This window comes from Brachybacterium sp. UMB0905, from assembly GCF_002871795.1.
Taxonomy (GTDB): domain Bacteria; phylum Actinomycetota; class Actinomycetes; order Actinomycetales; family Dermabacteraceae; genus Brachybacterium.
This window is the reverse complement of the sequence record NZ_PNHL01000002.1, coordinates 28,131-50,191: the sequence shown is the minus strand read 5'-3', so window position 1 is coordinate 50,191 and position 22,061 is coordinate 28,131. Positions and strand designations below refer to the sequence as shown.

The window sequence follows — 22,061 nt, the reverse complement described above, 5'->3', positions numbered from 1 at the left end:
ATCAGGCTCCTGCCTTCGCGACGGTGTTCACGGCGGCGACGATGCGCTCGAGGTCTTCGGCGCTCAGGCTCGGGTGGACCGGGAGGGAGAGCACCTCGCGGGCGAGCATCTCGGTGACCGGCAGCTCCAGCTCCTGCCCGAAGGTGTCCAGGCGGTGCACGGGCGTGGGGTAGTACACGCCGCAGCCCACCTTGTGCTCCTCGCGCAGAGCGGTGGCGAAGGCATCGCGCTCGGCGGCGCTGGCTCCCTGCACACGGATCGTGTACTGGTGGTAGACGTGGGTGGCACCCTCGCGGACCACCGGAGTGACCACGCCCTCGAGATTCTCATCGAGGAACGCGGCGTTCTCCTGGCGGGTACGGGTCCAGTCCAGGACCTTGGTCAGCTGCACCCGGCCGATCGCGGCGTGGATGTCCGTCATGCGGTTGTTGAAGCCGGCCACCTCATTGGCGTACTGCTTCTCCATGCCCTGGTTGCGCAGCAGGCGCACCATGCGCGCGGTGTCCGCATCGGCGCAGGCCACCATTCCACCCTCGCCGGAGGTCATGTTCTTGGTGGGGTACAGGGAGAACATCGCGGCGTCGCCGAAGGCACCCACGGTGGTGCCGTGCCAGGTGGCGCCGTGCGCCTGGGCAGCGTCCTCGAGCACCCACAGCTCGTGCTCACGGGCGATCTGCATGATCTCATCAATCGCGGCGGGGTGGCCGTACAGGTGCACCGGCTGGATCCCGACGGTCCGCTCAGTGATCGCGGCGCGCACGGCGGCGGGGTCCATACAGAACGTCTCGCGGTCCACATCCACGAAGACCGGGGTGGCACCGACGACGGCGACGGAGTTCGCGGTCGCGGCGAAGGTGAAGGACGGGACGATGACCTCCTCGCCGGGCTTCAGCCCGAGGGCGAGCATGCCCAGATGCTGCCCGGAGGTGCCGGAGTTCACTGCCACGCACTCGCGGCCGCCCACCAGCACGTCCGCGAACTCCTGCTCGAAGGCCGCGACCTCCGGGCCCTGCGCGACCATGCCGGAGGCGAGGACGCGGTCCACCGCGTCGCGCTCCTGCTGGCCGATGATCGGCTTCGCCGGCGGGATGAAAGACTGATCGGTGCTCATGCGTTCTCGCCGTCCTGTTCGTCGGGATCGGTCAGGGAGGCCGGGCGGGGCGCGTCGGCCAGGGGTGAGGAGGCGAGCAGGAGCCCGCCGGTGGAGTCATCGGGGATGTACCACTCGCCGGTGGCAGGGCACACCCAGGAATCGGTGCCGTCAGAGGCGTGGACCAGTTTCTCGCCGGAGCGGCCCACCCAGCCGATCCGCTTCGCCGGCACCCCGGCCACGAGGGCGTGGGGCGGGACGTCCTTCACGACGGTGGCGCCGGCGGCCACCATCGCCCAGGCGCCGATGGTCACGGGCGCCACGCACACGGCGCGCGCCCCGATCGAGGCGCCGGTCTCGCAGGTGACACCGACGCTCTCCCAGTCGCTCGCGGACTTCGCGGTGAGGTCGGGGTTGGCGGCGCGCGGGAAATGGTCGTTGGTGAACACCGCGGCGGGGCCGACGAACACCCCGTCGGCCATCTGCGCGGGCTCATAGACGAGGGCGTAGTTCTGGACCTTGCAGGCGTTGCCCATCTGCACCCCGGTGCCGATGTACGCGCCGCGTCCGATCACGCAGTCGGTGCCCAGTTGGGCTCCCTCTCGGACCTGGGCCAGGTGCCAGATGGAGCTGCCGCTGCCGATCCGGGCGTCATCGGCGACATCCGCTGATTCCACGATGCGCACCCCGGCGCGATCTGCACTGGATTCCATACCCCGGACCTTACCGCGCAGCACTGGACGGACGAGAGGACACCGGGCCTCGCCGCGGAGCATGCACCGGATCTCCCCACCTGGGTCTCAGACGTCTTAGATGCCCGGCGCCTGCAGCAGCCAGCGTGGGCCGGTGCGCTGCACCATCGCCTCCACTCCCAGGGCAGTGATGATCGCCACGGCCGACACCGTCGGCACCAGCAGCAGATCTACCAGCGGGTGCGCCAGCTGTGCGGCAAGACCACCCTGCCGCCACAGCAGCACCACCAGGTTCAGCACGATCGGGTGGACGAGATAGATGACCAGGGTGCGCCGCCCCAGCAGCGCGCCGAACGCACGCAGGCCCCGGGAGCGGGCCAGCAGGGGCAGCAGCAGCACCGCGGCGGTCAGACCCGCCAGCGACGCGGCCAGCTCGATGCCCCGCACCACCGGCCAGGCGGGCACCTTCCCAGGCAGCACGAGCAGCAGGGCCAGCAGGACGAACAGCCCGACGAGCCCCGTGCCGCCGAGCAGGGCCGCTCGGCGCCGTGTTCCCTCCGCGAGGGCCCGGATCTGCCGGTGCAGCACGAGCCCCAGCAGGTACCACAGGGCGTTGTCCGTCAGCTGGAAGATGCCGTAGGCGAGGTCGCTGTGCCCGGCCTCCCGCAGCAGCTGCTGCCCGGCGGGGGCGAGCAGATGGAACAGCAGGGCCACGCTCAGCAGCAGTCGGGGGCGTCCCTGCCCCCAGCGGCCCAAGAGGAAGAAGATCGGCAGCACGCCGATGAACCAGTACGGGGAGGCCAGCTGCAGCAGGCCCAGGATCTCCTGACGCAGGAATCCCAGCGGCTCGCCCGGAGCGTAGCGCAGCCATCCGGTGGCCCAGAACAGCAGGCTCCACAGCAAGTAGGGCCACAGCAGATCGAGCAGCCGGGGGCGCAGCACCGCCCGCAGCGGGCGGCGCACCGCCCGGGCCGCGAGCAGCCCGGCGATGAGGAAGAACAGTGGCATCCGCAGCGGCACGAGGGCGAGGTTCGCCTCGCGCCAGATCCGCGCGACGGGCCCCTCGGGCAGTGCCCAGAGGGCCGTGCCGGAGCCGACGGCCACGTGGTAGAGCACGACCAGCAGGATCGAGATCCCGCGGCCGAGGTCCAGCCAGGCGATCCGGCCCTCTGCCCGGGCAGGACCCTGCTGCTGGTTCACCGCTGCTCTCGCAGCCGCTCCCCCTTGGCGATCGCGAGGTCGCGCAGCTCGTCCTGGAACTGCGCCATGCGTGTGCGCAGCGCGGCGGCGCGCTCATCGTCCCCGGCGCCGAGGATCCGCGCGGCCAGCAGCCCGGCGTTGCGCGCCCCGCCGATCGAGACGGTGGCGACCGGCACCCCCGCGGGCATCTGCACGATCGACAGCAGCGAGTCCATCCCGTCGAGGTGCTTCAGCGGCACCGGCACCCCGATCACGGGCAGTGCGGTGAGGGAGGCGAGCATGCCCGGTAGGTGGGCGGCGCCGCCGGCGCCGGCGATCACCACGCGCAGCCCGCGTTCGGCGGCGCCGCGCCCCCAGGCCACCATGTCCTCGGGCATGCGGTGAGCGGAAATGACCTCCACGCTACAGGGGATTGCGAACTCGGCCAGCGCCTCTTCGGCGGCGCGCATGGTCGGGTAGTCGGAATCGGAGCCCATGACGATGCCCACCAGGGGCGTCTCATCGGTGCCGGGCAGGGGCTGGTCGGTTCGGGTGCTCATGGCATCTCACGCGCCTTCCGGGTGGTCAGGGTGCTGGGTGGGGGCAGGGCGCTCATCGGGATCGGGCTGCTGGACCGCGCCCGGGTGCGGGACAGAGTCCGGCCCGTCGATGATCAGACGCTCGGCGCGGTGGGCGCGTTCGAGCAGCTCGTCGGCGTCCTCGCCGGTGAGGGTGACATGACCGAGCTTCCGGCCCGGACGCACCCCCTTGCCGTACAGGTGGAGCTTCAGCTCCGGGTCCGCGGCGAGCGCCGCCGCCGCGCCGGGGGCGAGGTCCTCGGCGCGGCCGCCCAGGAGATTCACCATCACCGTCACGGTGGCGAGCGGCGCGGTCGAGCCCAGCGGCAGATCCGCCACCGCCCGCAGATGCTGTTCGAACTGCCCGGTCACCGCCCCGTCCATGGACCAGTGCCCGGTGTTGTGGGGGCGCATGGCGAGCTCGTTGACGAGCACCTGCCCCGTAGCGGTCTCGAACAGTTCGACGGCGAGCATTCCGGTGACCTCGAGGTCCGCGGCGATCGCGGCGGCGAGCTGCTGGATGCGCTGCTGCGCGGCCGCATCGAGCCCAGGGGCGGGTGCCACCACCTCGTAGCACACCCCGTCCTGCTGCACGGATTGCACGACGGGGTAGGTGGCGATCTCGCCGCGGGGCCGACGGGCCACCTGGACGGACAGCTCCCGGGTGAAGGGCACGAGCTCTTCGGCCAGCAGCTCGGAGTGCAGCTGGCTCCAGTCGGCGATCTGCTGCGCTCCGGTGACCACGCGCACGCCGTGCCCGTCGTAGCCGCCGCGCGGGGTCTTCACGATCAGTCGTCCGCCGGCCTCGGCGAGCGCAGACTCGAGGTCCTGCTCCTTGCGGATCCGCCACCAGCGGGGGCAGGGATGGCCCAGTGCCGTTAGGCGCTCGCGCATCAGCAGCTTGTCCTGCGCGTGGACGAGAGCGGCAGGACCGGGCCGCACCGCCGCTGCGCCGGAGGCCTCGATGCGCTCCAGATGCGCGGGCGGCACGTGCTCGTGGTCGAAGGTCAGCACCTCCACCTGCTCGGCGAGCGCAGCGACCGCCTGCTCATCGTCATGCCGTCCGATCTGCACCTGCGCCGCCACTCGGGCAGCGCTCTCGGTTTCGGCGGTGGCGAGGACCACGAGCTCGAGGTCGAGTTCGGTCGCGGGGCCGAGCATCATGCGGGCGAGCTGACCGGCTCCCACGACGCCCAGACGGCGGGCAGCGGGTCGCTCCGACGCGGTGACGTTCGTGCTGTCAGGGCTGGTGGTGCGGACAGGACTGGTGGGGTGGGGCGGGGTGTGCGGCACGGCGGCCAGTGTACTGAGCTGTTCGGGTCCTGAGCTGCTCGCGTCCTGGGCCGCTCGTGGTCTGGGCCGCGTGGCCGCCGCGGCGTCCGAGCAGATACTGCGCGGCGCCGGGGAGGTTCAGGGGCGCAGACGGGAGCGGCGGCGCACCACCGAGCCCTGCGGGAGGGATTCGAAGTCATCCGCGTTGCCGGGCTGCTCACCTCTGGGGATACGGTCTGCGCGGCGGCCCCGGGGCAGCCTGCTGCGGCGGCCCGGCCGGGCAGGCCGTCTCGCCCCATCGGTCGCATCGGAGCCGTCGTCCGCCTCCCCGGGGGCGGAGATGAGGAAGACGCCGAAGGTTGCGGGGGTGTCGGTGAGCAGCTCGAGCCGCCCGCCGTCGTCCTCCACCAGGGTCCGCGCGAGCGCGAGGCCCACGCCGGTGCCGGAGGACTGCGGCCCGGAGACGGAGCGTTCGAACACGCGCTGCCCGAGCTCGGGGTCGATGCCGCCGCCCTCATCGGTGACCTCCACCACGGTGGAGTGCTCATTGCGGCGCACCTTCACCGACGTGCGGCCGCCGCCGTGGACCAGGGCGTTCTCGATCAGGGTGGCGATCACCTGCGTGAGCGGACCGGTGGAGCCCCAGACCGCGGCGCTGCGCGGCACCTGGATATGCAGCTCACGACCGGCCCGACGATAGGCCGGGGACCACTCCTCGCTCTGCTGGGTGAGGATGGTGCGCAGCTCCACCACCCCGGGTGTGCGGCGCTGGGAGGAGCGGGGGGCGTTGATGAGGTCGTGGACCACTTCGGTGAGGCGATCGATCTGCTCCAGGGAGATCCGCGCCTCATCGCGCACCCATTCCTCAGAGCTCGTGGCCAGGATCTCGTCCAAACGCATCGACAGTGCCGTCAGCGGGGTGCGCAGCTGGTGGGAGGCATCGGAGGCCAGGCGACTCTCGGCCTCCAACCGCTCGTTCAGCTGTGCACCGGAGTTCGCCAGCTGCTCGGCGACCTCGTCGATCTCCGCAATCCCGGAGGGCTGCCAGGGGCCGCGGGAGCGCCCGGCGCCCATCGCCTCGGCGCGGCGGGACAGGCGGGCCAGCGGCATCGAGATCCGCTGGGCCTGCCACAGCGCGACCGACACACCGATCGACAGGGCTGAGAGGCCGGCGACGATGATCAGCACCCATGCGCCGGCCGTGTGGGCGCGGACATCGGATTCGGGCACGTGCACCGTGATGGCCTGACCCATCGCGCCGTTGGTGCGCCGGTTCAGCCCGCCCTCACGCGGCGGCTCGCCCGCGGAGTAGGTCTGCCCGTCATAGACCACGATGATGGAGATGTGCAGATCCGCCTGCTCATCGACCCGGCGCTGCAGGAGCTCGTCGTCCAGCTCTCCGCCGTCCTTGAGCCGCACCTCGGTGTCCACACGCACCTCGTCCAGGATGGTGTTGGCCTGCGAGGCGAGGTTCTGCCGGGTCAGACCCAGCCACGAGTAGCCCAGGGGAATGCCCAGCAGCAGGACGGCCAGCAGCACCGTGATGATCGTGGCCTGCAGCACGCGCTGCCGCACGCGTCAGCTCTCCGCGCCGGTCTCGAAGCGGAAGCCCACTCCCCTCACCGTGGTGATGCGCCGGGGGTTGGTGGCATCGTCGCCCAGCTTGCGGCGCAGCCACGAGATGTGCATGTCCAGCGTCTTGGTGGAGCCCCACCATTCGGCGCCCCACACCTCGCGCATGAGGTCATCGCGGGTCACGACGCTGCCGGCCTCGCGCACCAGGACGGTGAGCAGGTCATATTCCTTGGCCGACAGCGCCAGCTCCTCGCCGTCGGCGTAAGCACGGCGCGCTGCGACGTCCAGGTTCACGCCGTTGACGTCGAAGGAGTCACCGGCAGATTCTTCGGCGGCCTGGGCGCGGCGCAGCAGGGCGCGGATGCGGGCCTGCAGCTCGCCCAGGCGGAAGGGCTTGGTGACGTAGTCATCGGCCCCCGCGTCCAGGCCCACCACGGCATCGACCTCGTCGGCCCGGGCGGTGAGGATCAGGATCGGGGCCTCCAGACCGCCCTTGCGCAGGCGGCGCGCGACCTCCAGGCCATCCAGGTCCGGCAGCCCCAGGTCCAAGATCACCATGTCCACGGGGTCGGCTCCGGCGGCGATGGCCAGGGCGTCCATACCGCGGGACGCGCGGGTGACCGTGTACCCCTCGCGGTCCAGAGCACGGGAGAGCGGTTCAGCGATGGCCGAGTCGTCCTCGACGAGCAGTAAGCGTGTCACGGGGCCCATCCTAGACATCCGGGCCCGCCGGGACGGGGACCCTCACAGACCGAGGTCCAGCGGAGCCCAACTGCCGCGGCGCAGGGCGGCCACATGCACCTCGCCGATGCCGTGCAGGTCCACGTCTTCCCCGTCGTCGACCAGGAAGCCGCCCGGCAGGGCTTTCTCCACGGCCTGCGCGGTCTCACGGTCCACCGCCACGGTGCCGGGCCGGGCCACCGATTCCATGCGGGCGGCGAGGTTGACGGTGGGGCCGAACACGTCGCCGTAGCGCGAGAACATCGACCCCCAGGCCAGGCCCACCCGCACCGGCGGCAGATTCGGCGTGTCGGTGATGGTCTCGGAGAGGCTGACAGCGATCTGCGCACCGTCCTCAGGGGTGTCGGCCAGGAACATCACCTCATCGCCGACGGTCTTGACCACGCGCCCTCCGCCCACGGAGATGATGTCGCGGCAGATCGACTCGAACCGGCCCACCATGTCCGCTAGCTCCGCTCCCGGCAGATCCTGGGCCAGGCGCGTGAACTGCACGAGGTCAGCGAAGCCCACGGCACGCTGGAGGGGGAACAGCTCATCGGTGTCGCGGTGCAGAGCCTCGCTGCCGGCACGCGCGGTGTAGGCGGCCAACTGACGGCGGAAGGCGAACATGACCTGCGACTCGAGGACGTCCAGCAGGTCCGGGATCTCCTCGAGCATGCGCTGGCGGGCTTCACCGTCGTCCATGTCGCCGCGCGACTTGGCTTCATCCACGAGAGCCTCGGTGATCCACATGGCCAGGCGACCCATATGGAAGCCCAGTCCCCGGGTGATCGATTCGAAGCCGCGCTCGGACAGCCGACCGTCCTGGACGATCTCGGCGAGATCCCCGATCGCGTAGGAGTCCTCTTCGGTGAACACTACGGTGTCCTCGTCCACCGGAGTGAAGCCCAGGGAACGCCAGTACACAGAGGTCAGGCGCGGGGGAATGTCCCGCTGCTCGGCGAGGTCGTGGCGAGAGAACAGGCGTGGGCCCTGCAGCAGCACTTTCTCGAGCGCGCCGACGCTGCGACGCACCTCGGCGAAGCGCCGATTCATCTCGAGGATCTGCGCGTCGCCCAGGTCGGCATCGGACGCATCGGTCTGGGAGAGGTCCGGCAGCTCCTGGGTGCGGGTGGGGATGACAGCTTCAGGCAGGCGCGGCTCCTCAGACAGGCGCGGCTCCCCGGACGGGCGCGGCTCCTCGGGCGGCGAGGTCTCCGCCGCCCGAGCAGGCTCGAGGTCATGCATGCCGCCGGTCACGTCCCGTGGTCCTCCTGATGATGCGATGGGTGAGGGTGGTCGCTGATGGTGCCTGGGGGCGGGAGCGCCCGCAGGTGCTGTATGTCGCCCAGCGCAACGGCGGTGACGCCGTCCTCGCCCTCGACCAGCAGACGACCGATGCGGTCCACTCCGCGGGCGATCCCGTGCAGGGGGCTCGGGGCGCCGTGGTGGGCCGCAGCGGTCGCGGTGCCTAGCGGGTCGATCCGAACAGACCGCCCCACTGTGAGGCAGATCATAGTGTAGCGCTCTGCGAGACCACAGGCCTCCGCATCCCCGTCGGCTGCCTCGAGCCTGCACAGACTCTCCACGATCGCCCCGGCGATCGTCTCCTCGAGGCGCCGCCGCAGCTGCGCGAGCTCCAGGGCGACCTCGGGTTTTCCATCGGCCGCGGGCTCTTGTCCGGCCGCGGGCTCCAGTCCCGCAGTGAGCTCCCGTCCCGCAGTGACCTCGTCGGCGGCCAGCATCCCGCCGGAGCCCAGCAGCCAGGCCGCTCCCGGCAGCGGGAACCCATCGGAATCCAGGATCGGGCCGCGCAGGTTCACCCCGATGCCCATCAGCACCAGGTCCTCCCCGCGGCCCTCCACGAGAATGCCGCCGAGCTTGCCTCCCTCGGCGGTGTGCAGGTCGTTCGGCCATTTCAGGCCTACGCGCCCGGTGAGGGCGGGCAGCTCGGCGATCAGTGCCGCATGGGCGGCGACGCCCACCAGCAGCGGCAGCCAGGATCGGGTGGCAGGAGAAAGTGTGGTGCGGCAGGCGAGGGTGAGGGCCAGCGAGCTGCCGCGCGGGCTGCGGAAGGGGCGCTGCAGTCGGCCGCGCCCGGCGGTCTGCTCCACGGCGGTCACCGCGAAGGGCGGCTGCTGCCCCTGCTCGAGCAGCGCCGCCGCGATGTCCTGGGTGGAGGGCACCGCATCGCTGCGCACCATCGTCGGCACGTGAGCGCGCAGGGCAGCGCGATCCGGACCGCCCGCGCGATCCGGGCCGTCCGCGCGAAGTGGGCCATGCACGCGATCTGGCCCATCCGGGTGCTGCATGGCGTATCCCTCCTGTGCGGTGTGCGTCCTCGTCAACTTGCTGATGGTCACGGCGCTGGTGGCAGGCCCCGGACCGGCCCGTAGCGTAGTATCCCGATGTTCCACACCCCCGAGACCCGCGTGCTCTTCGGCGCACGCCAGGAGGCTCCGTGACCGACGCCCCGCAGCCCCTCTCTACCGCCCAGCGCCTCGAGGATCTGCGCGAGCGGGATGCGCAGGCGGTGTCCGCCGCGGATTCGGTGGCGGTTCAGAAGCAGCATGCGCGCGGCAAGAAGACCGCCCGCGAGCGCATCACCGATCTGCTGGATGAAGGCTCCTTCGTGGAGACCGACCGGTTCGTGCGCCATCAGGCTCGCAGCTTCGGGATCGACCGCAAGCGGCCCGATGGCGACGGCATCGTCACCGGCTACGGCACCATCGACGGCCGTCAGGTGTGCGTGTACTCCCAGGACTTCACGGTGTTCGGCGGCTCGCTCGGCGAGGCCCACGGTCGCAAGATCCAGAAGATCCAGGATCTCGCGCTGAAGACCGGGGTGCCGATCATCGGGATCCTCGACGGCGGCGGCGCCCGCATCCAGGAGGGTGTGGCGTCGCTGGCGATGTTCGCCGGGATCTTCCGGCGCAATACCCGCGCCTCCGGTGTGATCCCGCAGATCTCGCTGATCATGGGGCCAGCGGCGGGCGGTGCCGTGTACTCCCCGGCGCTGACCGACATCATCGTGATGGTCGAGAAGACCTCCCATATGTTCATCACCGGGCCCGATGTGATCCGCACCGTCACCGGGGAGGATGTGGGCTTCGAGGAGCTCGGCGGGGCGCGCACCCACTCCACCCGTTCGGGCGTGGCCCACTACATGGCCCCCGATGAGGCTGAGGCCATCGAATACGTCAAAGACCTGCTGAGCTACCTGCCCTCGAACACCCTCAGCCCCGCCCCGAGCTTCCCCACGCGGCTGGAGGAGAATCCGACCGCGGCGGATCTGGCGCTGGATGCGCTCGTGCCGGACTCCCCCAATCAGCCCTACGACATGCTCACAGTGCTGCGCACAGTGCTGGATGAGGAGGAGTTCCTCGAGGTCCAGCCGATGTTCGCGCGCAATGTCCTGGTGGGCTTCGGCCGCGTCGAGGGCAACAGCGTGGGCATCATCGCCAACCAGCCCTCCCATCTGGCCGGCACGCTGGACATCGATGCCTCGGAGAAGGCCGCCCGTTTCGTGCGGCTGTGCGATGCCAACAACATCCCGGTGCTGACCTTTGTGGACGTGCCCGGGTTCCTGCCCGGCACCGGCCAGGAGTACGGCGGGATCATTCGCCGCGGCGCGAAGCTGCTGTATGCCTACGCGGAGGCCACCGTCCCCCTGATCACCGTGATCACGAGGAAGGCCTACGGCGGCGCGTACATCGTCATGGGATCCAAGGAGCTGGGGGCGGATGTGAACCTCGCCTGGCCCACCGCGCAGATCGCGGTGATGGGTTCACAGGGCGCGGTGAACATCCTGCACCGCTCGGATCTGCGGAAAGTCGCTGAGGAGGGCGGGGATGTCGCCGCTGAGCGGGCGCGCTTCGAAGCGGAGTACGAGGAGCAGTTCGCCACCCCGTACACGGCGGCCGAGCGCGGCTGGATCGACGCGGTGATCCGCCCGGCCGAGACCCGGGTGCAGATCGCGAAGGCGCTGCGGGCCCTGCGCACCAAGCGCGACTCCCAGCCCACCAAGAAGCACGGGAACATCCCGCTGTGAGCACGGCAGCGCAGGGTGGGAACCCCGCAGCCCCGGGCGACACGAGCGGAGCCGATGGGGCCGCAGTCGCGGCCGGGGTGTCGTCGGCCGATGGGGTGCCGTCCGCCCCGATCTCTCCCTCCGATGTCCGCCTGGTGCAGGGGCACCTGGCCGATGATGAGCTGGCGGCGATCGCCGTAGTGGTCTCCGCCATGAGCGTCACCAGCCGACTGGAGGCCGAGGAGCGCGCACTGGTCGAGGGCCGCGGAGCCGGCGCCGGGACCTGGAACGATCCCGCGCAGTGCTACCCCCGCGCGCACGGCCTGCGCGCCCAGGCCACTCCCACCGCGTGGCAGTTCGGGGACCGCTGAGGGCGGTCGGCCGCCTCGCCGCGGATCGACCTGGTGATCGGCGGATCGACCCGTTGTCGCCGATGAGGACCGTGCACCGCTTTCCTGGAGTCGCCCCGGGCCGCCGCTACCCCCGCCTTCCGGCGCGCCTGCCAACGGTGGGTAACGAGTTCATAACAGTCCACCGGTCCGGCGCGGAACCTCGCAAAGTCCGTTATTCTCCTGCTGAGACGGGCACCATAGAAGCTGCTCGAAAGTCAAAGCATTAGAGGGGGAGTCGTGGCTCCAACGAGAACTCGGGTTGCAAGAATTCTGGCCATCGGTCTTGTCACGCTTGGAATAATTGGCGTGTCTGACATTTCTACCGCACCGCCCAGCTCCGCCGCGAATTGCGTTTCAATGAACAGTGTGAAGACTAGAGAAACTCGAACAAAGCCAAGCGGTTCAGACTGCCTCGACGTTAACGTAAATCGCGTCTACTTCCCCACCCTCACACCCTATGTCACAAGCTGGGGACAGTACCACTCCGGAGGCACGTGGCGAAACTCCACCATGGGATCAAAGAAGCATACCTTCGGATTCTCTCAGGCCCAGTGGGTGGCGATTAAGAACCTGGCCCCCGGATCCAAGTTTCGCATGAACTCGGATGTCAACACCAAATTTGATCTTCGCGTGTGACAGCGCGCCGAGTCGGGCGCGCGCAGTCTCTACTGCTGGAAGGATCTGCTGTGCGACAAGTTCGGGTTGCCGCGATGGCGATCACTCTTCCCGCCGTCCTTCTGGCGGGCTGCAGTGGCGCCAGCTCAGCGAGGGGTGAAGTTGACACCCGCGTCGTGAACGCGGTGGTCACAGCCCCGGGCGAGGGAGCTTACGCGGATCCGGTGTGGCTGCGGGAGCAGCTGCGGGCAACGGTCATGCCTGAGATTGAGGGGTGCCTGGAGGATGTGGGGCGAGCAGATGCGATCCCGAAGGCAGCCGACTACGTCGCCTATTATGAGGAGATGAATGAGTTCGCCTTTCCGGATCCCGATCGCTACCGGAGGGGCGGAGTCCGGCCCGTGGGGACGATAGATGGTATTCCGGATACTGAACTGTCGGCGAATGACGCTACCCTAGAGTGCTATTTCAGCGTCACAAAGAGGCAGAGGCACAAGGCAGTTTCTCTGTCCGAGTCCCTCCACTCGGAGTGGACGATGAAGGTCGAGTTGAACGCTGACGTATCCCGCCTGCCCGACGAGTTTGCGACATTCGAGGCATGCCTATCCGATAAGACAGGATTTCCAGGCGGGAGCGCCGACGCGGGCACTCCCCCGTCAGTTTACGATTTCCTGGACTGGTGGCCACATCAGTATGGCGGGGAAGATGTGATGCCCGATGAAAAGAACCTCGAAGGTGGGGAAATCTTTGCGAATTGCCTGGCTCCGCTGACAAAGGCCCAAGCGGAGTTGGTCGCTGATGACCGTGCCGAGTTCATCGAACAGCACCACGAGGATCTGGCGGTCATTGCCGATGCGATCGAGGACTGACCACGCCGCGGAAGCTGGACGGGGAGTGTTCGAGCCGCGTCGCCGCGTGGTAGCGCTCGCACTTGTCCTCATCATCGGGATCGTGTTGGGACTGGGACTGGGGTATACGGTTCTTCGCTCGCAGATGATGACTCCTGAGCAGCGTGCAGCGGCCGCGTCGCCCCTGCAACCACCGATGATGACAGCCCCAGTGCAGCGAGACGAGCGCCAGCAGGTGGTGACCCTAGCGGGGGCCGTTCAGAACTCCGGGACCGTGGCGGTCCATCCTGCACTTCCTCCTGACGATGCTGCGGCCGTGCTCGTAAAGATGGGCATCAAGCGTGGTCAAAGCGTCCAGCCGGGCATGTTCCTGGCAGAGGTTTCGGGACAGCCGGTGTTCGCGTTGCCTGGAGCGTTCCCGTTCTATCGCGATCTCACCATGGGCGACAGGGGGGAAGACGTCGACCAGCTGCATAAGGGACTCAAGGCCGCGGGCTACGCCCCGGAACAGATGGGCGAAGAGATTACTCCATCAACCCAGCGGGCCCTGGAACGTCTGCTGACAGACCGCGGATACTCCACCGACCTCCTTCAATCCACCGCCCGGGTCGGCGATTACGACGAGACAGGGGCTGGCGATGGCGAGTCGGGACTGGTGATCCCCCGCGGGCTGTTTGTGGTGCTCGGTGATCTGCCGGCAGCAGTCGTCGATGTGAGCAGCAAGGTCGGCGATTCCCTGGATGAGACCTCGACGCTGTTCACTGTGGCCGATGGCACCCTGGTGCTCAGTGCGTCGATCGCGACAGTCCAGGCAGCAGACGTGACCCCTCATCAAGCCGTAACGTTCACGGTCGGTGATCACGACGAAGAGCTCACCGGCACGGTCAGCGGGGTAGAGCCTGATCCCGACAACCCCGACCTGTCCACGATCACGATCACGCCCGACGCACCGTTGCCTGCAGAGTCCGTGGGGACCGACGCTCGAGCTGCGGTTGTCACCGCCTCCTCCGATGGCCCTGTGCTCTTCGTGCCGATCAGTGCTGTCCGCAGCGATTCCACAGATGCCGCCTACGTGCTGCTAGCTCCTAGGGAGGGCATCGGCGACGAGACGACTCCCGAGCGGCACGCGGTCACTGTTGTTGAGGTCATCGACGGTGCTGCGGTGCTCGAGGAGAGCACGGCCCCCGCGGAGGGCACGGAGGTGATTGTCTCCCAGACGGGAGAGGGCAGCGGACCTGAGGGGCAAGATCCCGGCGGGGACGGCGAATCGTGACTGGTGCAGTACCGGTGATCGCGCTCGAGGACGTTCACCGCTCGTTCCCTGGCCCGCCTCCCGTGGAGGCTCTTCGTGGGCTGGACCTGTGCGTACATGCCGGGGAGAGGGTGGCCCTGATCGGACCCAGTGGCGCAGGCAAGTCCACAGCCTTGAACATGCTGGGGCTCCTTGACACACCGACGCGGGGCCGGGTTCTACTTGATGGCCGTGACATCAGCGGGCTGGGAGAAGCAGAGCTCTCCCGTCTGCGTGGTCGAGAGCTCGGCTTCATCTTCCAGTCGTTCCATCTGATCCCGTACCGCACGGTCATGCAGAACGTCGCGCTCGGGCTACGCTACACCACCCCGAGTCGGGAGATCACCCCGGATCGCGTCCGGGCTGCCGTGAGCGCTGTCGGGCTCGATGATCGACGCGATGCGCGCTGCAGCGCCCTGTCGGGAGGTGAAGCCCAGCGCGTGGCGATCGCTCGCGCCGTCGTGCATCGCCCCAGACTGTTGCTGGCCGATGAACCTACCGGGAACCTCGACAGCGCCCGCAGCACCCAGATCCTGGACCTCCTGGACTCCCTGCGCACCGCTGACTCCTCCCACGTCATCGTCACCCACGATCCCGCTGTCGCTGAGCGAGCGGACCGCATCATCGAGATCATCGACGGACGAAGCATCACCGCGAAGGCCGCATGACTAGAACAGCATCGACGCCGCGCCAGCCTCACCCGGCTTTCGCCGAAGCGTTCTCCGCCGTCCGAGGAGAACCGACACGAAGCGCTGTGGCTGCCATCGCCCTCGCCCTGGCCGTGACGCTGGTAATCACCGTCAACTCACTGGTGAGCACAGTGCGTTTCCAGGTCTCCGACAACTTCGACGCCTACGCCGCCTCCACGGTGCACGCCATAGCTCAGCCCGACATCAGCGGCACGGACCGCGCCTTCACCGAGGAGCATGCCGCCCGTGCCGCGGCCCTTGAGGGCGTGCGCGGCGCATCGCGGTACATCGATGCCTCCGCAGCCGGAATCCCCGTCTCCACCTCCAGCGTTCCCGGATCTGCTCTCGGTCACAGGGTCCCCGTGTTCGCCTCCGACCCGGATCTTCTCCGCACCGTCGACGCGGACGTCAGCGGCCGTTCTCTTGTCGGTGTAGACCCCGCCTTTCCGGTGGCTGTCATCGGTCGCGCGCTGGCCGATGAGATCGGTCTGCGCCCCGAAGAGTTCGGCAGTCGCACCCTGTTCATCGGCAGCGACGCGGTGACGATCATTGGCGTCATCGAGGCCAGTCCCCGTATGGAAGCGCTCACCGCAGGGATCCTCGTCCCGATCAACGCCCCACTCACGTCACTGGCGGCGATGTCTCCGGTCTCGCTCATCGTCGCGGCCGATCACGGGGCAGCCTCCGCCGTCGCCGACTCCCTGCCCCTGGCCCTGGACCCGTATCACCCGGGCATGCTCGAGGTCTCCACCATCGGAACGGGGTCCGGTCTGCGCGGAGATGTCGACTCCCTCATCGTCCGCCTCGGCTGGGGCGCCAGTGCTCTCGCAGCCCTCGTCGGCATGATCGTCGTCGCCGCCCAAGCCACCGGCAACGTCATAACACGCACCGGAGAAATCGGACTGCGCCGCTCACTGGGCGCTCGCCGCTCCCAGATCGGCGCCCAGTTCATCGCAGAAAGCGCCTATATCGGACTCGGCGGCGGATTGATCGGCGCCATCCTCGCCATCATCACGATCCTGATCGTCTGCGCTGTTCAACACTGGGTTCCAGTCATCGATCTCAAGCTCCTCCTGTTCGCGCCGATCTCCGCAATGCTCATCGCCGGCTGTGCAGGCACTGTCCCAGCGATACGCGCCAGCCGTATAGACCCCGCCCAAGCGCTCCGGCAATAGCGGCTGCACCGCCTGGAGAGCTTCGCCACCCGGAGAACCGTGTGAACCCTGGAGAGAGTGGAGGCTGGGTTTCCTCGCCTCTTTCGGCATGACCCGCCACTAGACTCACGGCCATGTCGAGCACCCCTCATTCCGCACCCGCCGCGCGGGCAGCCACCGCCCTGGATCGTCTTGCCGATCAGTACGTCGAGGACAGCGTCCGCCGGGACCCGTTCCTCGCCACCTCCCTGGGGGTGCCCGGCCATGACCATGAGGTCACCGACTACTCCCCCGCTGCTGTCGCCGCGCAGACCGATGCTGCCCGCGAGATGCTCACCGCGATCGCCGAGGTGCCCGATGAGGATGCGGCCGATGCGGTCACCCGCGCCGCGCTCACCGAACGGCTGGGGCTCGAGATCGAGCGGGCCGAGCAGCACCTGGACATCGCGCAGGTCAACAACCTCGCCTGTGTGATCCAGTCCCGCGATGTGCTGGACCAGATGCCCACCGACACCACGGAGGACTGGGAGGTGATCGCCGCGCGCATGAGTGCGCTGCCGCGCTCGCTCAGCTCCTGGGTCGAGTCCCTGCACGAGGCCGCCAAGCACGGGGTCATCGCCGCACAGCGTCAGCTGCGCCTCGGCGCCGAGCAGTGCCGCTCCTATGCGGCGCCCGGCGGGTTCTTCGAGCGCTTCGCCACCGAGGCGAAGGGCAGCGACGCCCAGAAGCAGCACGTGACCACCGCCGCGCAGACCGCGGCGCAGGGCTACCGCGAGCTCGCCGATGCGCTCGAGGGCCTGATCGACAAGGCGCCCGAGCCCGATGCCATCGGCCGTGACGCCTACCCGCTCCACTCGCGCACCTTCCTGGGCACCGAGATCGACATCGAGGAGACCTACGCCTGGGGCATCGAGGAGCTGCGGCGGGTGGTCGCCGAGCAGGAGGAGGTCGCCTCCCGCATCAACGCCGCGGCCGGGAACGACGGCGGCACCTCGGTCGCCGCGGCGAAGCAGGCGCTGGATGCCGATCCCGCCCGGATCCTGCACGGCACCGATGCACTGCAGGCCTGGATGCAGGACCTCTCGGACCGGGCGATCGCCGAGCTCGCGGGCACCCACTTCGACATCCCCGAACCGCTCACGCACCTGGAATGCATGATCGCCCGCACCGGCTCGGGCGGCATCTACTACACCGGCCCTAGCGAGGACCTCACCCGCCCGGGCCGCATGTGGTGGGACGTCCCCGAGGGCACCACCGAGTTCCGCACCTGGTTGGAGACCACGACCGTCTACCACGAGGGCGTGCCGGGCCATCACCTGCAGGTGGGCACCCAGACGCTGCAGGCCGCGAACCTCAACCGCTGGCGGGCGCTGATGTGCTGGATCTCCGGCCACGGAGAGGGCTGGGGGCTGTACGCGGAACGCCTCATGGACCAGCTGGGATACCTGGCCGACGACGGCGACCGCCTGGGCATGCTCGATGCGCAGCGCCTGCGGGCCGGCCGCGTGGTGCTGGACATCGGCCTGCACTGCCAGCTGCCGATGCCCGAGCACCTGGCGGGCTCCGAGGCGGGCGAGGCCTGGACCTACGAGCGGGCCTGGGAGTTCATGAGCGCCCACTGGGGTGTGACGGAGGCGGAGCAGCGCTTCGAGCTGCACCGCTACCTGGGCTGGCCTGGGCAGGCGCCGTCCTACAAGATCGGCCAGCGCATGTGGGAGCAGCTGCGGGCCGCGAGCGCCGAGCGGGGCGAGGACGCCAAGGACTTTCACCGTCGCGCCCTGGAGCTCGGCAGCCTGCCGCTCGATGTGCTGCAGGAGGCGCTGAAATGAGCGGCGCCAGCGCAGTCCCGGTGATCGGCCTGGGCACGGATCCGCTGCTGCTGCTCGCCTCGGCGAGCGCCGGCCGCCGCGCCACCCTGACGGGGGCCCGCATCGAACATGCGGTGCTGCCGGTGGACCTCGAGGAGGAGACGATCCTTCAGGCCGCTCGCGCGCAGGCGGCGTCCGATGGGCAGCAGCTCAGCGTCGCGGACGAGGTGCTGCTGCTGGCCCGGGAGAAGGCGCTCGCTGCGACCGCACTCAGTGAGGGCGGGTACGTGGTCCTCGGCGGAGACTCAATGCTCGAGCTCGACGGGCAGGCGCTCGGCAAGCCGCACACGCCGGAGCGGGCCGCCGAGGGGTGGCGGGCCATGCGCGGCCGCACCGGGGTGCTGCACTCCGGGCACTGGATCGTCGATGACCGCGATGAGGAGCTCGGCGGCACCGGAGCGACGCTCGGGGCGACCGCGAGCTGCGAGGTGATCTTCGCAGACCTCAGCGACGCGGAGATCGACGCCTACGTCGCCACCGGTGAGCCGCTCGGCGTGGCCGGCGGGTTCATGATCGACGGGCAGGCCGGGCCGTTCATCGAACGGATCGACGGGGACCCGCATGCCGTGGTGGGCCTGTCCCTGCCGCTGCTGCGCGGCCTGCTGGCCCAGATCGGCGTGGGAATCCACGAGCTGTGGGCACACGCAGACACATCGGCCCCCTGATACGGCCCCCTGATGCCCGCCCTGCGCCGGGCTCGGTACTAGACTCGGCCTCTGCTGACCGACGGAAGGACCTCTCCCGATGCCCCCTCGTTCCTCGAAGCCCCGCCCGCTGCGCACGGTGCTCATCGCCAACCGTGGCGAGATCGCGGTGCGCGTGGCCCGGGCCTGCCGGGACGCGGGGCTGCGCTCGGTGGCGGTGTACGCCGATCCGGATCGCGACGCCTTGCACACCACGATCGCCGATGATGCCTACGCCCTGGGCGGCACCACGGCGGCGAGCTCCTATCTCGTGGTGGACAAGATCCTGGACATCGCCCACCGGTCCGGGGCCGATGCGGTCCACCCCGGCTACGGGTTCCTCGCCGAGCGGGCAGATTTCGCGCAGGCGGTGATCGATGCGGGACTGACATGGATCGGCCCACCGCCGGAGGCCATCGAGAAGCTGGGTGACAAGGTCTCCGCGCGGCACATCGCGCAGAAGGCCGGGGCGCCCCTGGTCGCGGGCACCAAGGATCCGGTGAAGAACAGCGACGAGGTCGTGGCCTTCGCCCGCGAGCACGGGCTGCCGATCGCGATCAAGGCGGCCTTCGGTGGCGGCGGACGCGGGCTCAAGGTCGCGCGCGATGAGGGTGAGGTGCGCGAGCTGTTCGACTCCGCGGTGCGTGAGGCCACCGCCGCCTTCGGGCGCGGCGAGTGCTTCGTGGAGCGCTACCTGGATGCGCCCCGGCATGTGGAGACCCAGTGCCTGGCCGATCAGCACGGCAACGTTCAGGTGGTCTCCACCCGAGACTGCTCCCTGCAGCGCCGTCATCAGAAGCTCGTGGAGGAGGCGCCGGCGCCGTTCCTCACCGCCGCGCAGGAGGCACAGCTGGTCTCGAGCTCCAAGGCGATCCTGCGCGAAGCCGGGTATGTCGGCGCCGGGACCTGCGAGTTCCTCATCGGCACCGACGGCACCATCTCCTTCCTCGAGGTGAACACGCGCCTGCAGGTGGAGCATCCGGTGACCGAGGAGGTCGCGGGCGTGGACCTGGTGCGCGAGCAGCTGCGCATCGCCGCCGGCGAAGAGATCAGCGCGGTGGACCCGCCGGTGCGGGGGCATTCGATCGAGTTCCGCATCAACGGCGAGGATCCGGGCCGTGACTTCATGCCCTCCCCGGGGCGGATCACCCGCTTCGACGTCCCCTCCGGTCCGGGAGTGCGGATCGAGACGGGCGTGCGGGCCGGGGATGAGGTCTCCGGGGCCTTCGATTCCATGCTCGCCAAGCTCATCGTCACCGGCGCCACCCGGCAGGAGGCACTTGAGCGCTCCCGTCGGGCGCTCACGGAGTTCCGCGTCGACGGGCTGCCCACGGTGCTGCCGTTCCATCAGGCGGTGGTGGATGACCCGGCGTTCGCACCCGCAGATCCCGCAGAGCGCTTCACCGTGCACACCCGCTGGATCGAAACCGAATTCGACGGCGATCTACCGGCCTCCCCGCTGCCCGCGCAGCCGGAGGAGCCGGAGGATCGCGAGTCCGTGGTGGTCGAGGTGGATGGTCGGCGCGTGGAGATCTCGCTGCCGGCCTCCCTGCGGGCCCCGCAGGCTGCGGTGCGCCAGCGTCGCAAGCGTCAGCATCGGGCTGCGGCGGAGGGTGCGGCCAGCGGCAACACCGTCACCACCCCCATGCAGGGCACGATCGTGAAGGTCGTGGCGCAGGAGGGGCAGAGCGTCTCCGACGGCGATCTGCTGGTGGTGCTCGAGGCGATGAAGATGGAGCAGCCCATCACCGCGCATCGCTCCGGCGTGGTCACGGGCCTGAACGCCGAGGTGGGCGCGACCATCTCCGCCGGCGCTGTCCTCTGCAGCATCGAAGACTGAGCCGTCAGTCCGCGCAGCGAGCGCTCACAGCGCGGGCATTCAGTCCTCGAGGGTGAGGGCCTGGCGGCGCGCCACCTCCGCGAGGGACCCGGTGATAGACGGGTAGACGGTGAGGGTCCCGGCGACCTGTTCGGCCGTCAGCCGGTGCGTGACGGCCAGGGCGTAGGGCAGGATCAGCTCGCTGGCCCGCGCGGCAACCACCACCGCGCCGATCACGGTGTGGGACCCAGGGCGGACGATGAGCTTCACGAAACCCTCGCGCATGCCCTGCATCTTGGCGCGCGGGTTCGTCTCCAGGCCCAGCACCATCACCTCCCCCTGCGCCGCACCGGAGCGGACATCCTCCTCGCTCACACCCACCACGGCGATCTCGGGGCTGGTGAAGATCGCGGAGGACACCTGCGCGGCGATCAGCGGGGAGACCGCATCCCCCAGGGCGTGGTGCATCGCGATCCGCCCCTGCATCGCGGCGACCGATGCCAGGGGGTACACGCCGGTGCAGTCTCCCGCGGCGTAGATCCCGCGCACGGAGGTGCGCGAGACCCGGTCGGTGTCGATGTGCCCGGAGTCCTTCACGCGGACCCCGGCGGCCTCCAGTCCCAGGTCCACGGTGCGCGGGATACCGCCAAGGGCCATCAGCGCATGGGAGCCGACGATCTCGGTGCCGTCCGTCAGGGTGACCACCACACCGTCCTCGGTCCGACGGGCCGCCGCGGCGCGGGAGCGGGAGCGCACCGTCACGCCGCGGCGGGTGAAGGCGTTCTCGAGCACCTCGGCGGCGTCCGCATCGGTGCCCGGCAGCACCTGGTCGCGGGAGGAGACGAGGGTGACCTCGCTGCCGAGGGCACGGTAGGCGCTCGCGAACTCGGCGCCGGTCACGCCGGAGCCGACGACGATGAGATGCTCGGGCAGAGTCGGCAGGCCATACAGCTGAGTCCAGTTCAGGATCCGCTCACCGTCGCACGCGGCGGTCTCCAGTTCGCGGGGCCGGGCGCCGACGGCCAGCAGCACCACCTCGGCGCGGCAGCGAGCGATCTGCTGACCCGCCGCATCGAGCACCTCGACCTCATCGGGTCCCAGCAGGCGCCCTCGCCCGTCGATCACCTGCACCCCGGCCTCGTCGAGGGAGCGGTGGATGTCCGCGGACTGGGCGGCGGCGAGCTCGCGCACCCGGGCGTTCACGGCAGCGAGGTCCACGGTGAGGGACTGGGCGGTGGGGTGCGAGAGGTCATCGGCGTCACGGATCCCGAGGTCCTCGGAGGTGGAGACCTGGTCGAGCACTTCGGCGGTCGCGATGAGGGTCTTGGACGGCACGACGTCGGTGAGGACAGCGGCGCCGCCCAGGCCGCGCTCTTCGATGAGCAGCACGTCGGCGCCGTGGCGGGCGGCGGTCAGGGCTGCTTCGTAGCCGCCGGGGCCACCGCCGATGATCACCACCCGGGGCTGGTCACCGAGGTCGTCGAGGCGGCGCGGATCGGAGGGCAGGGCGATGCTGGGGTCTTCCACGGCCCCCATTGTGGCAAAGCCCGACGGGCCGGGGGCGCG

The 22,061-nt window shown here is 69.6% G+C and carries 19 protein-coding genes and 2 pseudogenes; 11 read left to right on the top strand and 10 right to left on the bottom strand.

Going from position 1 to position 22,061, the window contains the following annotated elements; all coding sequences use genetic code 11:
- Position 1: 1 nt before the first annotated feature.
- From CJ197_RS01740 to CJ197_RS01700, 9 genes are all read right to left on the bottom strand, one after another.
- Entirely contained in the window at positions 2 to 1,111 is a 1,110-nt protein-coding gene (locus tag CJ197_RS01740) for a DegT/DnrJ/EryC1/StrS aminotransferase family protein (protein ID WP_102235054.1), read from the bottom strand.
- Positions 1,108 to 1,803, bottom strand: a complete 696-nt coding sequence (locus CJ197_RS01735) for an acyltransferase (RefSeq protein WP_102235053.1) — start codon at positions 1,801 to 1,803, stop codon at positions 1,108 to 1,110. Before CJ197_RS01735 ends, CJ197_RS01740 begins: the two co-directional genes overlap by 4 nt.
- A 96-nt stretch (positions 1,804 to 1,899) precedes the next feature.
- Complete coding sequence (locus CJ197_RS01730; RefSeq protein WP_102235052.1) at positions 1,900 to 2,982, bottom strand: acyltransferase; 1,083 nt, start codon at positions 2,980 to 2,982, stop codon at positions 1,900 to 1,902.
- A complete protein-coding gene (gene purE, locus CJ197_RS01725) occupies positions 2,979 to 3,521 on the bottom strand; it encodes a 5-(carboxyamino)imidazole ribonucleotide mutase (protein WP_102235051.1) in 543 nt (180 codons plus the stop codon). The genes CJ197_RS01730 and purE overlap by 4 nt, the downstream gene beginning before the upstream one ends.
- 6 nt (positions 3,522 to 3,527) lie before the next feature.
- Positions 3,528 to 4,703 (bottom strand): 5-(carboxyamino)imidazole ribonucleotide synthase, encoded by a 1,176-nt coding sequence (locus CJ197_RS01720; RefSeq protein ID WP_233190617.1) that lies wholly within the window; start codon positions 4,701 to 4,703, stop codon positions 3,528 to 3,530.
- Between the two features lie 246 nt (positions 4,704 to 4,949).
- Positions 4,950 to 6,386, bottom strand: a complete 1,437-nt coding sequence (locus CJ197_RS01715) for an ATP-binding protein (RefSeq protein ID WP_102235049.1) — start codon at positions 6,384 to 6,386, stop codon at positions 4,950 to 4,952.
- Positions 6,387 to 6,389: 3 nt separating this feature from the next.
- Positions 6,390 to 7,088: a response regulator transcription factor gene (locus CJ197_RS01710; RefSeq protein WP_102235048.1), complete on the bottom strand. Its 699-nt coding sequence runs from the start codon at positions 7,086 to 7,088 to the stop codon at positions 6,390 to 6,392.
- A 42-nt stretch (positions 7,089 to 7,130) separates the two neighbouring features.
- A complete protein-coding gene (locus CJ197_RS01705; protein WP_233190590.1) occupies positions 7,131 to 8,366 on the bottom strand; it encodes an adenylate/guanylate cyclase domain-containing protein in 1,236 nt (411 codons plus the stop codon).
- Positions 8,363 to 9,418 carry a biotin--[acetyl-CoA-carboxylase] ligase gene (locus CJ197_RS01700; RefSeq protein WP_102235047.1) on the bottom strand — a complete coding sequence of 352 codons (1,056 nt, stop codon included), beginning with the start codon at positions 9,416 to 9,418 and terminating at the stop codon, positions 8,363 to 8,365. The genes CJ197_RS01705 and CJ197_RS01700 overlap by 4 nt, the downstream gene beginning before the upstream one ends.
- A 149-nt stretch (positions 9,419 to 9,567) precedes the next feature.
- Between CJ197_RS01700 and CJ197_RS01695 the strand changes: the two genes are divergently transcribed.
- The 11 genes and pseudogenes from CJ197_RS01695 (at position 9,568) to CJ197_RS01655 (ending at position 20,516) form a co-directional block, all read left to right on the top strand.
- Positions 9,568 to 11,157, top strand: a complete 1,590-nt coding sequence (locus tag CJ197_RS01695) for an acyl-CoA carboxylase subunit beta (RefSeq protein ID WP_102235046.1) — start codon at positions 9,568 to 9,570, stop codon at positions 11,155 to 11,157.
- Complete coding sequence (locus tag CJ197_RS01690; protein WP_102235045.1) at positions 11,154 to 11,507, top strand: hypothetical protein; 354 nt, start codon at positions 11,154 to 11,156, stop codon at positions 11,505 to 11,507. Before CJ197_RS01695 ends, CJ197_RS01690 begins: the two co-directional genes overlap by 4 nt.
- A 731-nt stretch (positions 11,508 to 12,238) precedes the next feature.
- Positions 12,239 to 13,012: a hypothetical protein gene (locus CJ197_RS01685; protein WP_102235044.1), complete on the top strand. Its 774-nt coding sequence runs from the start codon at positions 12,239 to 12,241 to the stop codon at positions 13,010 to 13,012.
- A gap of 25 nt (positions 13,013 to 13,037) precedes the next feature.
- Complete coding sequence (locus CJ197_RS01680; RefSeq protein ID WP_158239341.1) at positions 13,038 to 14,264, top strand: HlyD family efflux transporter periplasmic adaptor subunit; 1,227 nt, start codon at positions 13,038 to 13,040, stop codon at positions 14,262 to 14,264.
- The gene (locus CJ197_RS01675; RefSeq protein ID WP_102235042.1) at positions 14,261 to 14,950 is read left to right on the top strand and encodes an ABC transporter ATP-binding protein; all 690 of its coding nucleotides are present in this window, start codon (positions 14,261 to 14,263) and stop codon (positions 14,948 to 14,950) included. The genes CJ197_RS01680 and CJ197_RS01675 overlap by 4 nt, the downstream gene beginning before the upstream one ends.
- Positions 14,947 to 15,654 (top strand): annotated as a pseudogene (locus tag CJ197_RS15830) (ABC transporter permease); the annotation flags it as partial. The gene CJ197_RS01675 and the pseudogene CJ197_RS15830, both read left to right, overlap by 4 nt.
- Positions 15,566 to 15,817, top strand: a pseudogene (locus tag CJ197_RS15825) (hypothetical protein); the annotation flags it as partial. The pseudogenes CJ197_RS15830 and CJ197_RS15825, both read left to right, overlap by 89 nt.
- Positions 15,706 to 16,146 carry an ABC transporter permease gene (locus CJ197_RS15820; protein ID WP_369801466.1) on the top strand — a complete coding sequence of 147 codons (441 nt, stop codon included), beginning with the start codon at positions 15,706 to 15,708 and terminating at the stop codon, positions 16,144 to 16,146. The pseudogene CJ197_RS15825 and the gene CJ197_RS15820, both read left to right, overlap by 112 nt.
- A gap of 113 nt (positions 16,147 to 16,259) precedes the next feature.
- Positions 16,260 to 17,954 carry a DUF885 domain-containing protein gene (locus CJ197_RS01665; protein ID WP_102235040.1) on the top strand — a complete coding sequence of 565 codons (1,695 nt, stop codon included), beginning with the start codon at positions 16,260 to 16,262 and terminating at the stop codon, positions 17,952 to 17,954.
- A complete protein-coding gene (locus CJ197_RS01660; RefSeq protein WP_102235039.1) occupies positions 17,951 to 18,658 on the top strand; it encodes a nucleoside triphosphate pyrophosphatase in 708 nt (235 codons plus the stop codon). The genes CJ197_RS01665 and CJ197_RS01660 overlap by 4 nt, the downstream gene beginning before the upstream one ends.
- A gap of 79 nt (positions 18,659 to 18,737) precedes the next feature.
- Positions 18,738 to 20,516 carry a biotin carboxylase N-terminal domain-containing protein gene (locus tag CJ197_RS01655; RefSeq protein WP_102235038.1) on the top strand — a complete coding sequence of 593 codons (1,779 nt, stop codon included), beginning with the start codon at positions 18,738 to 18,740 and terminating at the stop codon, positions 20,514 to 20,516.
- A gap of 39 nt (positions 20,517 to 20,555) precedes the next feature.
- On the opposite strand, the gene CJ197_RS01650 is transcribed toward CJ197_RS01655, so the two are convergent.
- Positions 20,556 to 22,031, bottom strand: a complete 1,476-nt coding sequence (locus CJ197_RS01650; RefSeq protein WP_102235037.1) for an NAD(P)H-quinone dehydrogenase — start codon at positions 22,029 to 22,031, stop codon at positions 20,556 to 20,558.
- Positions 22,032 to 22,061 lie beyond the last annotated feature (30 nt).

What these genes read in the sequence shown, in the direction of transcription:
- CJ197_RS01660 (WP_102235039.1), top strand. Translation starts at nt 17,951, where the DNA reads ATGAGCGGCGCCAGCGCAGTCCCGGTGATCGGCCTGGGCACGGATCCG.
- CJ197_RS01685 (WP_102235044.1), top strand. Translation starts at nt 12,239, where the DNA reads ATGGCGATCACTCTTCCCGCCGTCCTTCTGGCGGGCTGCAGTGGCGCC.
- CJ197_RS01740 (WP_102235054.1), bottom strand. Translation starts at nt 1,111, where the DNA reads ATGAGCACCGATCAGTCTTTCATCCCGCCGGCGAAGCCGATCATCGGC.
- CJ197_RS01655 (WP_102235038.1), top strand. Translation starts at nt 18,738, where the DNA reads ATGCCCCCTCGTTCCTCGAAGCCCCGCCCGCTGCGCACGGTGCTCATC.
- CJ197_RS01700 (WP_102235047.1), bottom strand. Translation starts at nt 9,418, where the DNA reads ATGCAGCACCCGGATGGGCCAGATCGCGTGCATGGCCCACTTCGCGCG.
- CJ197_RS01650 (WP_102235037.1), bottom strand. Translation starts at nt 22,031, where the DNA reads ATGGGGGCCGTGGAAGACCCCAGCATCGCCCTGCCCTCCGATCCGCGC.
- CJ197_RS01735 (WP_102235053.1), bottom strand. Translation starts at nt 1,803, where the DNA reads ATGGAATCCAGTGCAGATCGCGCCGGGGTGCGCATCGTGGAATCAGCG.
- CJ197_RS01665 (WP_102235040.1), top strand. Translation starts at nt 16,260, where the DNA reads ATGTCGAGCACCCCTCATTCCGCACCCGCCGCGCGGGCAGCCACCGCC.
- purE (WP_102235051.1), bottom strand. Translation starts at nt 3,521, where the DNA reads ATGAGCACCCGAACCGACCAGCCCCTGCCCGGCACCGATGAGACGCCC.
- CJ197_RS01720 (WP_233190617.1), bottom strand. Translation starts at nt 4,703, where the DNA reads ATGATGCTCGGCCCCGCGACCGAACTCGACCTCGAGCTCGTGGTCCTC.
- CJ197_RS15820 (WP_369801466.1), top strand. Translation starts at nt 15,706, where the DNA reads ATGCTCGAGGTCTCCACCATCGGAACGGGGTCCGGTCTGCGCGGAGAT.